This window comes from Microcoleus sp. B6-A1 (assembly GCF_036705085.1).
Classification (GTDB): Bacteria; Cyanobacteriota; Cyanobacteriia; order Cyanobacteriales; family Microcoleaceae; genus Microcoleus.
In genome coordinates, this window is the sequence record NZ_JAUBTU010000007.1 from 47,920 (window position 1) to 62,987 (window position 15,068).

The following is a 15,068-nucleotide window of genomic DNA, read 5'->3' on the forward strand; positions in this document are numbered from 1 at the left end:
CGTCGAGTCCTTCCATCCGTTACATCCATTAAAAAATCCGTTGCCGAACTTCCATCCGTTACATCCGTTACATCCGTTAAAAAATCCGTTGCCGAACTGCCATCCGTTACATCCGTTACATCCGTTAAAAAATCCGTTGCCGAACTGCCATCCGTTACATCCGTTACATCCGTTAAAAAATCCGTTGCCGAACTTCCTTTTTTCGGCAGTTGACAGCACCTATCCTCAGAAACTTTTTCAAATATTAATTATGATTAATTCCCACTGCCAGCAAGACACCGCAGCACAGCAAAACAAAAGTTCGCTGCAAACTCTCACCCGGACTCTCTCGATGTCTCAGGGGCAATTTTCCCTGATTTTGGTGCGGTGCAATTACAGTGCGATGAGAGAGGAAATTGTAAGGCAATTGCGGGAGGAGTCTGATATCGAGATTCGAGAAATTGTCCTCCCGCCATCTGTTAAAACTCTTTACACGACGATAGAAACCAAAATTTCCTGCAGCCATCCGCCAGCTTTAATGGTGTTTGGATTAGAATCGGTAAGTGCGATCGATCGACTGCTGACATCTACCAACTACGTGAGGGAAGAATTTCGGAATAATTTTCCCTTCCCGGTGGTGCTGTGGGTGACAGACAAAATCTTAAAAAAACTGATTCGGTTAGTAACAGATATCGAAACTTGGACGACAAGTGTGGAATTTGTGATTGGCCCCGACGACTTGGTTGATTTCCTGGGCAAAAGTGCCGATCGCATTTTTTCCAACATTTTAGAAAGTGGCAATTGGCGTTTAACTAATTCTGCCATTCTCGGAGCCAATTCTTTGAGTGAACTAGAGTCGGCTAGCCAAGACTTGCAAACTTGCAACATCAGGTTAGAACCAGCTATTGAAGCGAGTTTGCAATTTATTCGCGGTAGGCACGAATATGCTTGTCACCGCATCCCTACGGCTATTGAATTGTATCAAAAAAGTCTCAGTTTTTGGAAGTATCAAGTAGCATTTATTGGGCCAAAAACAGAATTTAGCGATTTGTTATTTACCGTTCACCCTGCACCGGTGTTAGAGGGAATGCTGCTATTCCACATCGGTCTTTGCTACCGCTTCCAAGCCGAAAAACACCGCAGCGGCAACCGTCCTTACTGGACGGAAGCTAAGAATTATTTTCAGGAATGTATTGATGTTTTAGAACGGGCGGGACGGCCGGATGCCGTTGGTATATTCATCAATCAACTTGGCGAAGTATTGCAGCATTTAGAAGATTGGGATGCACTCTGGAATTTAGCTATCAAAGCTCGGAGGTTACATGAAAATATGGAAAATTCAGCAGTTAATTTGGCTCAAGATTACGGCTTTTTGGCTAGAGTAGCCTTAGAGCAAAAGAACTGGCCAGGGGCGAAAGAATGGGCTTTAATCGCTCTAGACGTTCTCAACTCAAATTTAGAAGCGACGGGACAGGGAACGCCTGTAAAGTCGCAGCATCTAGGCTTGTATCTGTTAATTTTAGCAGAGGCCCAGAGTCAGTTGGGTGAGGTGCAGGAGGCGATCGCAAATTTAGAGCTTGCTCGCTTGGAAACCGAACCTTGCTACAACCCGCAACTGTATTTGCGGGTTTTAGAAATGCTGCGATCGCTCTATTTTCAGCGGGGAGAATATCTCGAAGCATTTCAAATTAAGCAAGATTATCGAGCAGTGGAACACACGTATCGGTTCCGAGCTTTTATTGGAGCCGGAAAATTGCAGCCGCACAGAGAAGCGGTTAATTCCGTCGCCGAAACTATTGCCGGCGCTGCTACTATTGCTGACGAAATTACAGCTTCCGGCAGAGAGCAAGACCTCAACCGCTTGATATATAGGATGAACAATACCCCCGACAAACTGACAGTAATTTACGGTCAGTCTGGAGTTGGCAAAAGTTCAATAGTCACGGGAGGATTAGTACCAGCTCTCAAACAAAAAAAAATAGAAATGCGGACTGTTTTGCCCGTAGTGCTGCAAGTTTACAACAACTGGCCGCGGGAATTGACCAGACAGTTATCTGCTGGGAAAGCTGAAATATTCGATCCGGAAATTTCCGAAGCCTTACCAGAAAATGATCCGGTAGATTTTCCTGTAGAAGCAGGTGCAGTCAAGGGAAATCATATTTCGGGATTTCACGGTGACTCGACTGGGAATAATGAGGAGAGAAGGGAGCAGTCACAGCCAGTAGAATTAATCATACAACAACAGGCGATCGAATACGAAAACATTATCAAGGAGCTGCAAATAAATTCAGAACATCTAGTGACTGTTCTGATATTTGACCAATTTGAAGAATTTTTTTTCGTGTGGAAAGAGCCAGCGGAACGACAAGTATTTTTTGATTTTTTGCGGGAATGCTTGAAAATCAAATATTTAAAAGTCGTCCTGTGTTTGCGGGAAGATTACTTACACTATTTGCTGGAATTTTCCCGACCCAAAAACCAGACAGGATTCGTTAACAATGATATTTTAGAGGACATTCTCAGCAAAAACATTCTGTTTTATTTGGGAAATTTTTCGCTGGTCGATGCGCGATCGGTAATTCGCACTTTAACTGAGCGAGCGCAGTTTTACTTAGAACCGGAGCTGATCGAAGAATTAGTCCAAGATTTAGCTGGAGAATTAGGAGAAGTCCGCCCGATCGAACTACAACTTGTCGGCGCTCAACTGCAACAAGAGAACATTAGAACTTTAACTCAATATCAGGAACTTGGCAACAATCCGCAACAAAAATTAGTCGAAAGATTTCTCGAAGAAGTCATCAAAGATTGCGGCCCGGAAAATGAAGTAGCGGCGCGCCGAGTTTTGTATTTGCTGACAGATGAAGATGAGATCCGTCCCCTAAAAACCCGCGCCGAATTAGCCTCTAATTTAGCGACATTTGCTGAAGCTGACAAATTAGATTTAGTTTTAGAACTGTTAGTAAACTCGGGTTTAGTTTTTCGCTGGACGGAACTGCCAGCAGAGCTTTATCAGCTCGTTCACGATTATTTAGTTAGCTTCATTCGCCAGCAGCAAGAATTAGATAAAAAGGCAGAATTTGAGGAACTGCGAAAGCAAAACCAAATTAACCGAGATGAAATTGAACAAATTCGCAAAGACAGAGAGCAAGATGCTTTGCTGTCGGAAGCTAGAGAGAAACAGCACGAAGCGGAAGCTCAACTTTACCAAACTCGGAGATGGCAATTGCGGGCAGCGGTTCTAGGACTGCTTGTGCTCGGAGGTGTTTCGGCGATGGCATTCGAGCAAGCAAAATTAGCAGAAAGCGCGCGGCAAGAAGCAGAAAGAAGTCGGACTGACGCCCTAAATTCGGCGTCGGAATCTTTAGTGATTTCTAATGAAAAAAATCAATTAGGAGTGTTGGGAAATAGTATCAAAATTGGTCGTGATTCTCTGAAAAGTACAGCGCTTCCTGTAGACACTAAAACTAAAATTGCAGAAAGACTCAGACAAGCAGTTTCCGGGGTGCAAGAACGCAACCGTTTCGAGCAGCACAGCAAGTTTGTTTTGGATGTTAGTGTCAGTCCCGATGGCAATTCAGTTGCTTCGGCAAGTGCTGACAAAACTGTTAAATTGTGGACTAAAGAAGGTAAGTTATTAAAAACTTTCAATCACCCGGATAGCGTGACGAGTGTTAGTTTTAGTCCCGATGGGAAAACGATCGCTACTGGTTGTGCCGATCGCACAATTAGAATTTGGCAAGTAGATAACGACAAAAGTGCTAGTGGCATTTTATCCGGCCACCGCGATATCGTCACCAGCGTCAGTTTCAGTCCCGACGGCAAAACCCTAGCTTCCGCCAGTCACGACAACACCGTCAAAATCTGGAACCTTGCGAACAAAAAATTGCTGCAAACCTTAACCGGACACAAAGACTGGGTGCTGGGCGTCAGTTTCAGCCCCGACGGCCAAACAATAGCCTCAGCAAGCGTTGACAAAACTGTCAAACTTTGGAACCGAGAAACTAAAACCCAGAAATTTAAAATTAATCCCAAAACACTAACCAAACATTCTGACATTGTTTACAGCATTAAGTTCAGTCCAAACAGTCGAGAACTCGTCTCAGCAAGTGCCGACACCACAGCCAAAGTTTGGAACCGAAACGGTGAGGAAATCAGAACTCTCAAAGGACACAACGATGAAGTTGTCAGCGCGAGTTTCAGTCGCGACGGCAAACAAATTGTCACCGGCAGTGCCGACGATACGGTGAAAGTTTGGAGTCGCAGCGGCACTTTGCTCAATACTTTTCGAGGACATCAAGACGACGTAAGGGCCGTGAGTTTCAGCGGTGACGGCACTATTGCTTCCGCAAGTAAAGACAAAATAGTGAAAATTTGGAAACCGGACAGCACTCCGCTGAATAAGATTTTATCGGGACACGGAGACTGGGTTTACAAAGTCAGTTTTAGTGCTGACAGTAAAACAATTGCCTCTGCTAGCGGGGACAAAACAGTGAGACTTTGGCGCACTGACGGCAGTTTATTCAAAACCTTAGAAGGTCACAAGGATTCTGTTACCTGGGTGAGCATTTCGCCTGATGATAAAACTGTTGCTTCGGCGAGCGATGACAAAACCGTGAAAGTCTGGAGTTTAGACGGCAAACTGTTAGATACTCTCAGCCACAGCGGCATTGTTAGAAGCGTGAGTTTTAGTCCAGACGGAAAGATAATTGCCGCCGCAAGTGCCGATCGCAAATTGTACCTCTGGCGCTGGAACGGTTCTAAAGCAACTTTGTTGGCAAAACTAGATCACAGCAATCCAGTAATTAGCGTTAGCTTCAGTCCCGACGGCAAAACTATTGCTACTGCTACCGCTGCTGAGGACAAGGTAAGCGGGAAGAAAAAGGCTTTTGAAATTACCGGAGAAAAGAGAGTTTACCTGTGGCAATTTAATGGTTCGTCGGCAAAAATTATGAAAACTCTAGACCACCAAGACAGTGTTAAAAATGTTAGTTTTAGTCCCGACGGTAAGACTATTGCTGCTGCTTGCGGTGACAAAAAAGTTTACTTGTGGGAGTTTGATGGAAAAATGGCGAATTTAACTGAAAAACTCGACCACAGCGATACTGTAGAAAGCGTGAGTTTTAGTCCCGACGGCAAATTGATTGCGGCGGCGAGTGGGGGAAATACTGTTAAGCTGTGGGATTTTGACGGCAAGAAGGCGCTGCTATCGAAGACTTTGGAATCGAGCGATCGCGTGTTGAGCGTTACTTTTAGTTCTGACAGCAAAACTCTGGCTTTTGCTAGTAGGGATAGGACTGTAATTCTGTTGCCTGTGGCGAATTTGGAACTGAATAATATCATTGCTCGGAGTTGCGAATGGTTGGGAGATTATTTGCAGAATGACCCGAATGTTGCTGAGGGCGATCGACTGCTGTGTCTGGGATTTGGGAAGCAGGCGTTAAATAAGGGGAAGCGGTGAAATTGACAGCGGTAAGTTGCGGGCTGCACACCCTACATAATTATATTTTGCTAATTCTCATCAACATAATTTTATGGAAAAATTCTGTATATGTCTCGGCGGTGCGCTACTCGCTGACAAATTAAAGTTTTTGTCGGTGCATCAACTGTGAGTCCAATACGGTAAGCTGTTCTACATTTAAACAGTGTGTCAAAAATCAATAAAACTCTTGTGGGACGCGCTTCTAGCCTGTCCAGAATTTCCAATTTGAATGCGTAACAGCTTAGTCACCAACACGAATTTTATATTTATCTGGATAACCTTTCATTTTTTCCAGATATCCTAATGCAAAGGGATTGTCTGATTCTAAGAATTGAAAAACTATAGGTTCTATCCTACTTCTAATTTCAGCAGGTAAAGCAGCTAGTTCTTTGAGGAACCGATTTGTATATTCAACTTGCCACATTATTTTGTTTGATTGAGTTATAATACTTTAGTGCTTGTTCTTTTGATAATCTATCATCACCTTCAGTTTCTTCTATAAGTTTAGCCAGACCATAGTTTTCCAAAATTTCCTCGATTTTCTCAAATTGTTCAAGGGGGATTTGAACAGCAATCGGCTGCTGATTTTCGTCGATTACATAACTTTTATGTAGTTCTAGCATTTTGTAGTGTTTATATCTGAGTATATGAATTATTATAATAGATACATTTTTTTTGTCAAGAGGCGATCGCGTCTGCCTGTCGAGTTGCTCAACCGATCGCTTAAACAAATCTATCTACTGGCTAATTGTGTTGGCAGTAAAATTGCGCTAAAATTCCACTGACAAGCTTAACCTTTTTGGCAATTCCCCACCGAATTAACCAGCAATCAAAACCCGAGGTAAACCAGATGGATGTCAACTCCCAAAATGTCCAACCAATCCCGCCATTCAACGAGACAAACGAGGAAACACCAGAGATAGGTGGCGGTTTACCCGTAATTGAATATTGGGCCGAACATACATTGTCCCCGGAAGGGCCGAAGCTTTGGAAAACTTTGCTCCACAAAAGTGCTTGTTTGTCCTGTTCTTGGGGCACGGGCGGGCAGAAAGGAGGTTTTACAAATGAAGAGGGCGAAAAACTTCAGCGGTGCATGAAAAGCGTCGAAGCAATCTCCGCTGAAATTAAGCCGGCTATCTCAACTCAATTTTTTGAACAGCAGAGTATTGCACAACTTCAGCAATTAACTTCAATGGAAGCCGACAGGCTGGGAAGGCTTAGTTTTCCGATGATTTTGCGGGCTGGTTCATCTCATTACGATCGCATTTCTTGGGAAGAAGTTTATCAAATTGCCGAAGCTGCTTTTCGCAAAACCCCCGAACGAGTGGCTTCTTACAGTTCTGGTCGCTCTTCCAACGAAGCGGCTTTTCTGCTGCAATTGATGATGCGGGCGATGGGTTCCAATAACTTAGCAGATTGTTCCGATCTCTGCCACGCTCCCTCGACAATCGGGTTAAGCGAAATGTTTGCCACCCGCACCTCGGTAGTGAGTCTAGAAAACTTGAAGGAAGCAGATTGCGTCGTGCTCGCGGGCAGCAATTCTTCCTACAACCATCCCCGCTTGATGAACGAATTGATTAAAATTCGCGACAAAGGCGGTAAAATAATTGTAATCAATCCGGTGATGGAAATCGGGTTAGTCAAGTTTGGTTCTCCGGCATTTCCCGTCAAATCGCTCATCCCCGGTTCCGATATTTCCTCCTTATACTTGCAACCAATTCCCGGTAGCGATACGGCGCTATTTGTGGGCATTCAAAAGTCTATAATCGAACAAGGTTTGCTGGACAAAAGCTATTTGCAAGCTCATACAGAAGGCTGGGAAGCAGTAGTACAGCACGCCCGTGAAACCGATTGGGAAACTATTACTAAAACCTGCGGAGTTTCCCAAGCAGAAATTGAGGCAACCGCCAGAATTATTGGCACGTCCCAGCGAGTAGTCTTTGGTTGGGCGATGGGAATTACCCAACAGGATAACGGTGTAGATAACGTTTTCAGCATTGCCAATACTGCCTTAATGACAGGAAATGTCGGCAAAGAAGGGGCGGGATTAATGCCCGTCAGAGGACACTCAAACGTCCAAGGATTCGGCTCTATGGGCGTCACTGTGAAGCTTAAAAAAGAAATTCAACAAGCTTTAGAAAAGTTATTGAATCGTCCCCTGAGTCCTGTGAAGGGCTACGACACTCGATCGCTCATTGAAGCAGCAGAGGCAGGCAAAGTCGATACGCTGATATGTCTGGGCGGCAACTTGTATGGGGCGAATCCAGATTCAACGCAGGCCAAACAGGCTTTAAGCAATGTTGAAACAGTTATCTACCTCGCAACCAAACCGAATTTAGGGCATTTTCACGGATTGGCAAAGCACAATACAATTGTGATTCCGGTACTGAATCGCTTTGAAAACCCCCACAAAACAACGGTGGAATCTGGGAATAACTTTGTGCGTTTAAATGATGAGGGCGAAACTCATCTCCAGAATTCTGATTTGATTCCTGAAGTGCATTTTTTAACAGAATTAGCCAGCCGAATTCACGGTAATTTTCCCGTTGATTGGCGCCAACTTCAAGACACAAAATACGTTCGGCAATTGATTGCTAAAACTATTCCTGGCTATGAAAAAATAGCGACAATTGATGAAACACAAGAGGAATTTACCATCAGCGGTCGCATTTTTACAGAACCTAAATTCCCTACAGAGTCTGGGAAAGCGAAGATGTTTGTCACGCCTTTACCTAAGCTGAGATTACCGGAAGCGAAAGAGTTTGGAGTATCGGAGTCAACACAGGGTATTGTTGTGGCATTGATGACGGGACGCAGCTATTCTCAGCACAATACTGTCGTCTACAAAATTGATGACAAATACCGGGGAATGCCGCACCGCAACTGCATTTTGATGAATCGTGCGGATGCAGAAAGCACGGGTTTTCAAGAACATCAGCGGGTTACAGTGCAGGGAAATGTGGGGAAAATGGAAAATGTGGAGGTGATTTACGGGGCGGTTCGTGAGGGTGCTGCTTTGATGTTTTATCCTGAAGTTAATGTGATTTTTCACCCGGAGATTGAAAGGCGATCGGGCACGCCGGCTTACAAGCGCGTACCTGCTTTTGTATACGCGGAAGTTCGGCAACGGATTCTGTAACGGATGTAACGGATGTTATGATTAGCTCTGCCTTCTGTCTTCTATAACTCACATTTTAGATGATTTTTAAGAACAGGCAAGATGCCTGTTCCACAAGGAGTTAATTTTTTGTGGGGAGTAGGGGTTGGGCATCTTGCCTGCCCATATGCAAGTCTTAATTAACTCTTAATTTGCAAAGTTCTACCCCGCCAAGTCCATCCCCAGCCGGTTTCTGTTTTAATCGCAGAGGCGATCGCCATCGCCGCCACGAACGCACCTCCGAAACCTCCCAACCACCAGTATTTCGTCGGACAGTCAGAAATCTCGGCACCCAAGCGGCGCAAAGTGTAATGCTGCCAAATTACGATTACGGATAAACAGATAGTTAACCAGGTAATTGGCAATTGGTAATTGGTAATTGGTAATTGGTAATTGGTGATTGTCAGAATTTCTGCGAAGTCCCCGTTTGCCAGCAAGATAGCTAATGCCAACCACGGCATCGGATAAAGAAAAAACATAATTGCAGCCATGTAAACCATCAGCCCCCAACTGCGGTTAGCGCCGAGATACAAATTCTTTGTCCAGCCTTCCCACAATGCGTTCCAAGACCGATACATCCGCACGGATGCCAAATTTGACCCGGAATAAAGTCCGAGCTTTAAACCCGCACGTTTGATGCGTCTAGCTAATTCCACATCTTCCACAATAACGCTTGCAACGGCTTCGTGACCGCCGATTTTTTCGTAGCCCGATCGCCTAAATAACATGAATGGCCCGCCGGCAAAAGCACTGTCTGTTTGCGAGGGATCGTTGACGGCGGTAAAGTCGTAGCAAACTGCTAAGTGATTGAACATTATCGGCTGTACTAACCACTCGGCAAAACACTCACAAACCAGTGCTGGCATACAGGTGAACAAGTCTATTTTCTCGGTTTCGGCTGTGGCGATAGCGGTTTCGATCGCCCCTGGTTTGAGTCGCACGTCGGCATCGATAAATAATAAGAAGTCTCCGGTTGCTATTTGAACAGCTTGGGCGCAGGCCCAGTTTTTGCCCGCCCAATATTGGTTGGTTGGTCGCGGCTCACCTGCTAATATTTTAAGCCGGGGGTCGTTGAGCTGCTGTTGCAGGGTTTGCCCGATCGCCTTGGTGTCGTCTGTCGAGCGATCGTCTACAATCAAAACCTCTAAGTTGTCCACAGACAGCGGTGTACTCTCCAAAATGGCGATCGCGCAATCCCGAATATTCTCTGCCTCGTTGTATGCTGGTACGATTACCGAAACTTTAGGGAACTGCGCGGCGGACTCCGGTGAGGGCCTCGCGGAACTTCTGTCGGTGCGAGGCGCATTTTTGACCGATCGGCGCAAATTCTTACTGTAAGCTCTACTTACAATCAGAGAAAAAATTAGCAGGGTTAACAATATCAAAGCGAACTGACCTCAAAATTTCGGTACAGGATTTGTCTCCCTAAATATTAAAAAATATTAAAGCAAAAAGCTAGTCGATCGCCCGAAAAGTTATTTTGACCGAAAGCATCCAGGATACAAGCCCCCGGATTCATCTCGCGCAAGTCAATGCTTCAATGCTTCAATGCTTCAATCTAAAATCTAAAATCGATTGACCACCTCCTTTGCTATAATTTGTGAGCATCTTTCGGCTCGCCCGCACCGAGGGGCAAGACCCCTCACCCAGACAGCGACCGAAAAGCCGAGGATAGATATCAGTTGTCAGAGGAGATTGCAATGGGCGAATTTTTTACAGTCGATGTGTTTGCGAACACGATAGCGGTACTCGGCGCTTTGGGTTTTTTCTTTTTGGGATATCAAGCTTTGCAGATGTTGAAAAAATAAAGTATGTCAGAACTGAGATGTTACACCATTGTCAAGAACGGGCAAGATGCCCGTTCCACAAAGAATGATTTTTCTTGTGGAACAGGCATCTTGCCTGTTCCTAAACAAGTAATTGAGAATGGTGCAATATCTCAGTCAGAAGTCAGAAGTCAGAAGTCAGAAGGAAAGAGGTCTGAAGGAAAGAAGTCAGAGGGAAGAAGTCCGATGGAACTCGGAATAAGGAAAGAAAGAAGAAGGAAAGAAACAACTATTCCGAATACCCAATGCCCTGTTTTGCCAATGCCCAATGCCCTGTTTTGCCAATGCCCTGGAACACCTAATTTACCTGAAAAAGGCTATACAACTGACTCAACAGTCCAACTGTTTCTTGCGAAAATCAACCAAAAAAAGGCTGGGTTATTATCATGGTGAGCCAACTTTTAGATGGACGCTATCAAATCATTGAAGTCATAGAAACAGGAGAATTTGGACAAACATATCTTGCCAAAGATATTCGCCGTCCCGGAGAACCGCAGTGCTTTGTCAAGCACCTGCGCCCCGGTACTACCGAACCGAAATTAATTAATACTACGCGCCGTCTTTTTCAAAAAGAAGCAGAAGTTCTAGAAAGGCTCGGTCAACACGACCAAATTCCTCAGCTATTCGCTTATTTTGAAGAAAATGAAGAATTTTTCTTAGTTGAATCTTTTGTTGCCGGTCACTCGCTATCAACCGAGATTGTACCGGGCAAACCTATGAGCGAAGAAAAAATGATTCCTTTGCTGAAGGAACTGTTAGAAATTTTAGTGTTTGTACACGGACAGGGAGTAATTCACCGAGATATTAAACCGGCAAACTTAATCCGCCGCTATTCAGATAACAAGTTAGTTTTAATCGACTTTGGCTCGGTGAAAGAAATTCACATTGCTCAAAGACAAGCCCCGGTAACTGTGCGGATTGGCACCCTGGAATATATGCCGATCGAACAATTTCAATACAACCCCCAACTCAACAGCGATATCTACGCTTTGGGAATGATTGGCATCCAAGCAATGACGGGTTTGCCGGCTTACGATTTGCCGAAACTGCGGGATTTGAAAAATTCTAATAAAGGCGAAATTGTTTGGCGACATTTAGCCGTGTGTTCCCAAGCGCTGGCCGATGTTTTAGACAATATGGTGCGCTATGATTTTCGGGAGAGATACCAGTCGGCGGCGGAAGCTTTAGCCGATTTGAGGAAAATTGGCGATCGATCGCGGGCGCGGATTCCCAAGCTAACAATATATCGCGAAGAAGTCGATCGGCGCAGCAGCAGCCGGGGTGATATTACCGTCGTCGGTCGGAGAATATTAGATGAACTGCGCGTCAGTTTGGAATTGCTGCCAGAAGAAGCAGAGGCGATCGAAGATGAGGTATTGAACCCTTACCGGAAATACAGGGAAAAAGGCGAACGCTACGAACAATCACTGCAAGAAGCAATGCAGCAAGAATATCCATTTTCTCTGGAAACTCGCGACGAATTAAAACGCTTGCAGCAAGTTTTAGGGCTTACCGACGAAGATGCCGCGAAAATCGAAGAATTAGTCATTCCTAAATCTTTATTTGCTAAATTGTACAAGGCGATCTCCACAGTTTTGGAGGGACACCGCAACCCCAATGGGCCACCAGCCAGCAGTGCCCCTCAACTCGAATTGCAGGCAAGTCCGGCGGTATCCCCGCAGGTACATCTGAACGGAAAAACCGATTTATCGTTAGCGCAGCCCGCCCCTACGGGGGCTACGCCAACAGAGAGGATCGCCAGCCCAGCAGCACTTGTCCCCAAAGAAACTCGCAAATTCAATCCTTATCTTGCCGGGGCAACAATTGCGGCTCTCTTAGCTGCGATCGGCGGAATTTATGGATATCTCAAGTGGCAAGAATGGCAGCAGCGAGTCCAGAAAGAATCCCAACAGCTCAATCAAATTGAAGCTCTTTATAAAGGCAGTAATTATGAAGACTGCATCAGCCAAATACCAACAATTGCCGATACTTCCAGCCGCTATGCGTCCGCTCAGGAGTTACAAGAACAGTGCCAAGCAGGTCTGCGGTGGAAGAACGCCAAAGTCAAAAATTTCGCTCAGCATTCCGATGCCGTTGGGTCTGTTGCTTTCAGTCCAGACGGCTTAATGTTAGCCAGCGGTTCTAAAGACAAAACCATCCAAATTTGGGATTTAGCTACAGGCAAGTCGATCCGCACTTTTCCAGGAGATTCCTCCACTATTTGGTCGGTTGCATTTGACTCAAACGGTACGAAACTGGCGACGGGAACCGGTTTTTGGCGAGTCATGTTGTGGGATTTGAAAACAGGGCAAGTGATTCGCAGTCTCGACCACACTGCTTCTGTTTGGTCTGTTGCTCTTAGCCCCAACGGACAGCTTGTCGCTAGCGGTAGCGGAGACAAAACCACAAAGATTTCGGATGCAGCAACTGGTCGCTTGATTCAGAGTTTTCCAGACCATACAGATTTTGTTTATTCTGTTGCTTTCACTCCAGATGGAAAAAGTTTGGTTAGCGCTTCTAAGGATAAAAAAATTACAGTTGTTGATGTCACAACAGGGGCGTTGCTCAAAACTATTGAGGGACACGGCGACGCGGTGAGGTCGGTTGCTGTTAGCCCAGACGGCAAGACAATTGTTAGCGGTTCCTACGATGAAAGTATTAAAATCTGGAATATCGAAACAGGAGATTTAATTCGCTCTATCAAGGGACATTCTGACGATATTGTCTCGGTTGCTATCAGCCCGGATGGGAATTTTATTGCGAGCGGGAGCAAGGATAAAACTATTAAAGTTTGGGATTTTGCTACCGGAGAATTGCTGAATACTTTGACGGGACATTCCGATGAGGTTTATGTGGTGACTTTTAGTCCTGATGGCAAAACTATTGCTAGCGGTTCTAAAGACAATACTATTAAGTTGTGGTTGAGGTAATCATCCGATTTTAGATTTTAGATTTTAGATTTTAGATTTTAGATGGGAATGACTTACTGCATAATGGTTGGGAGCTTCCCTACAGTTCCATCCTGTTGAGGAACTGGTGTAATATCAATTCGGGTCGATTACCCCTAATACGGTAGGGGCGGGTTCACCCAAAATATCTGCCAATAATTGACAATCTCAAAAACCCGCCCTTTTAATCGCTCGATCGTACATGATATCATTAGTCATTAGTCATTAGTCATTTAATTGGTATAATTCAGCTCGTTTTTTAAGGTTTTGGGAAAGTGCCAATAAGGCGTTTCTAATTCGTCCTCAGTTGGATAATTTTCAGGGGATTCCTCTCGGATTTGAAAAAAGTGGTAGAGGTTAGCCACAGTTAAATCGGATATTTCTTGCCAATTCGAGGCAGCTAAAGCTTGATAGCCAGTCGCGATCGCCTGCTGGCTGACATAAACTTCGTATCTCCGGCGGATTTCCGGCGACACAGCGAAGGTTAGTTGGTCGCGCAAGGATAGAAAGTGAGACTTTTGCTTTAAAGTTTCATAAAGGGAAGGTTCCGCAGCTAATACCGCGAATGTAGTGTACACGCTGCTTTTTAAACTATCGGCGGTGAGTTTATCTAAACTAGCTAACTGGTGCTGCTCTTTTGGAGACAAAGTTTCCATCCAATCAACCTCATTTTGCCAAAATTCTATTACACTTAAATCATGACCGAGAATCCTAGTAACTTCGGGAAATAAAAAATCTAGTTCTGGTTCCGATTGACATCCTTTAACAACAGTTAGAATATTTTGACGAATTTTTGATTGGAGTTCCAGCAGGCGATCGCTCACCATATCGTAGGCCCGCTGCAAGTGAAACGTGACGCCGATCGCCTGCTCGATCGCCCAAACACATTCCATTTGCCTGAGTTGTCCGGCAGAACAAACCCCCTCCAACAAACTGGGATTGTCATAAATTTTTAAAGCCTCAAACAGCATATCCCGCCCGCTATTAATTTCGGAATTCCGAAGTTTAATATCTGGCACTGTCAGGGCTGACTGACAGCGTTTGATAGCTTTAGAAAAAATCTCATAACCGTTAACCAGTTTCTGGCGGTGCATTTCAAAACTAGAGTCGTGAGCCACCTTAAAAATCTGCTGGATCACCTCTACTCCCCTATCTTTGAGGATGTGTCTGAGATCGATAAATCCGTCTTTAATTTTTAGCTTCTGGTGCTTTGCCTCTTCTCGGATTTTTAATACTTGGTTGAGGTTTACTGCTGACAAAACTGTGCTCGATACAGCGCCAATACCAATGACAGCAGCAGTCGCTTGCATCACTGCCAAATTAATTTTCAGAGAGTTAAGCATTCTGTATATTTTTTGAAACCCCTGATGAGTTTGAGCCACCTGCAACGGCGCCACAGTCACGTATACGGGAGCTACCAGCGGCTGTATGGGGCCACCTCCGGCTAACTGTGCGAGCAATCTTATAACTCCGCGCGAGGATAGAGTTTCACTTCTTGATTGATAAAAAATTTTTGCTATCTCCACAAACTCCCCTGTCACCGGATCTCTAGCAGCAGGGAGCAATTTTCCTGTTTTGGCAGCAGGCTGTACAAGGTTGCCACTATTGAGTCGCGCCTGAGTTGCAGGGGTGAATATATAATCCATGTGGTGACTCAGTTTCCATTCAAAAAGGCAGAT

The 15,068-nt window shown here is 44.9% G+C and carries 8 protein-coding genes; 4 read left to right on the forward strand and 4 right to left on the reverse strand.

The annotated features are described in order from the left end of the window. Positions 1-250 precede the first annotated feature (250 nt). The gene (locus tag QUB11_RS04075; RefSeq protein ID WP_333389870.1) at positions 251-5,437 is read left to right on the forward strand and encodes an nSTAND1 domain-containing NTPase; all 5,187 of its coding nucleotides are present in this window, start codon (positions 251-253) and stop codon (positions 5,435-5,437) included. Between the two features lie 262 nt (positions 5,438-5,699). On the opposite strand, the gene QUB11_RS04080 is transcribed toward QUB11_RS04075, so the two are convergent. Together QUB11_RS04080 and QUB11_RS04085 are read right to left on the reverse strand one after the other, a co-directional pair. After that, positions 5,700-5,882, reverse strand: coding sequence for a hypothetical protein (locus tag QUB11_RS04080; protein ID WP_333389871.1), 183 nt, complete (start codon positions 5,880-5,882; stop codon positions 5,700-5,702). Further along, complete coding sequence (locus QUB11_RS04085) at positions 5,869-6,081, reverse strand: hypothetical protein (RefSeq protein WP_332980081.1); 213 nt, start codon at positions 6,079-6,081, stop codon at positions 5,869-5,871. The genes QUB11_RS04080 and QUB11_RS04085 overlap by 14 nt, the downstream gene beginning before the upstream one ends. Before the next feature lie 227 nt (positions 6,082-6,308). Between QUB11_RS04085 and QUB11_RS04090 the strand changes: the two genes are divergently transcribed. After that, entirely contained in the window at positions 6,309-8,597 is a 2,289-nt protein-coding gene (locus tag QUB11_RS04090; RefSeq protein ID WP_333389872.1) for an FdhF/YdeP family oxidoreductase, read from the forward strand. Between the two features lie 158 nt (positions 8,598-8,755). Here the strand turns inward: QUB11_RS04090 and QUB11_RS04095 are convergent, their stop codons facing one another. Beyond that, positions 8,756-10,000: a glycosyltransferase family 2 protein gene (locus QUB11_RS04095; RefSeq protein WP_333389873.1), complete on the reverse strand. Its 1,245-nt coding sequence runs from the start codon at positions 9,998-10,000 to the stop codon at positions 8,756-8,758. Between the two features lie 426 nt (positions 10,001-10,426). On the opposite strand from QUB11_RS04095, the gene QUB11_RS04100 reads away from it, so the two are divergent. Both QUB11_RS04100 and QUB11_RS04105 read left to right on the forward strand, forming a co-directional pair. Continuing rightward, positions 10,427-10,834 (forward strand): hypothetical protein, encoded by a 408-nt coding sequence (locus QUB11_RS04100; RefSeq protein ID WP_333389874.1) that lies wholly within the window; start codon positions 10,427-10,429, stop codon positions 10,832-10,834. Further along, positions 10,828-13,371, forward strand: a complete 2,544-nt coding sequence (locus QUB11_RS04105) for a protein kinase domain-containing protein (protein ID WP_333389875.1) — start codon at positions 10,828-10,830, stop codon at positions 13,369-13,371. The genes QUB11_RS04100 and QUB11_RS04105 overlap by 7 nt, the downstream gene beginning before the upstream one ends. A 251-nt stretch (positions 13,372-13,622) precedes the next feature. On the opposite strand, the gene QUB11_RS04110 is transcribed toward QUB11_RS04105, so the two are convergent. After that, positions 13,623-15,035 (reverse strand): hypothetical protein, encoded by a 1,413-nt coding sequence (locus tag QUB11_RS04110; protein WP_333389876.1) that lies wholly within the window; start codon positions 15,033-15,035, stop codon positions 13,623-13,625. Positions 15,036-15,068: the final 33 nt, after the last annotated feature.

Bases quoted from the DNA above. Each gene is read 5' to 3' on its own strand.
- QUB11_RS04075 (WP_333389870.1), top strand. From the start codon at position 251: ATGATTAATTCCCACTGCCAGCAAGACACCGCAGCACAGCAAAACAAA.
- QUB11_RS04080 (WP_333389871.1), bottom strand. From the start codon at position 5,882: ATGTGGCAAGTTGAATATACAAATCGGTTCCTCAAAGAACTAGCTGCT.
- QUB11_RS04085 (WP_332980081.1), bottom strand. From the start codon at position 6,081: ATGCTAGAACTACATAAAAGTTATGTAATCGACGAAAATCAGCAGCCG.
- QUB11_RS04090 (WP_333389872.1), top strand. From the start codon at position 6,309: ATGGATGTCAACTCCCAAAATGTCCAACCAATCCCGCCATTCAACGAG.
- QUB11_RS04100 (WP_333389874.1), top strand. From the start codon at position 10,427: ATGTCAGAACTGAGATGTTACACCATTGTCAAGAACGGGCAAGATGCC.
- QUB11_RS04105 (WP_333389875.1), top strand. From the start codon at position 10,828: ATGGTGAGCCAACTTTTAGATGGACGCTATCAAATCATTGAAGTCATA.
- QUB11_RS04110 (WP_333389876.1), bottom strand. From the start codon at position 15,035: ATGGATTATATATTCACCCCTGCAACTCAGGCGCGACTCAATAGTGGC.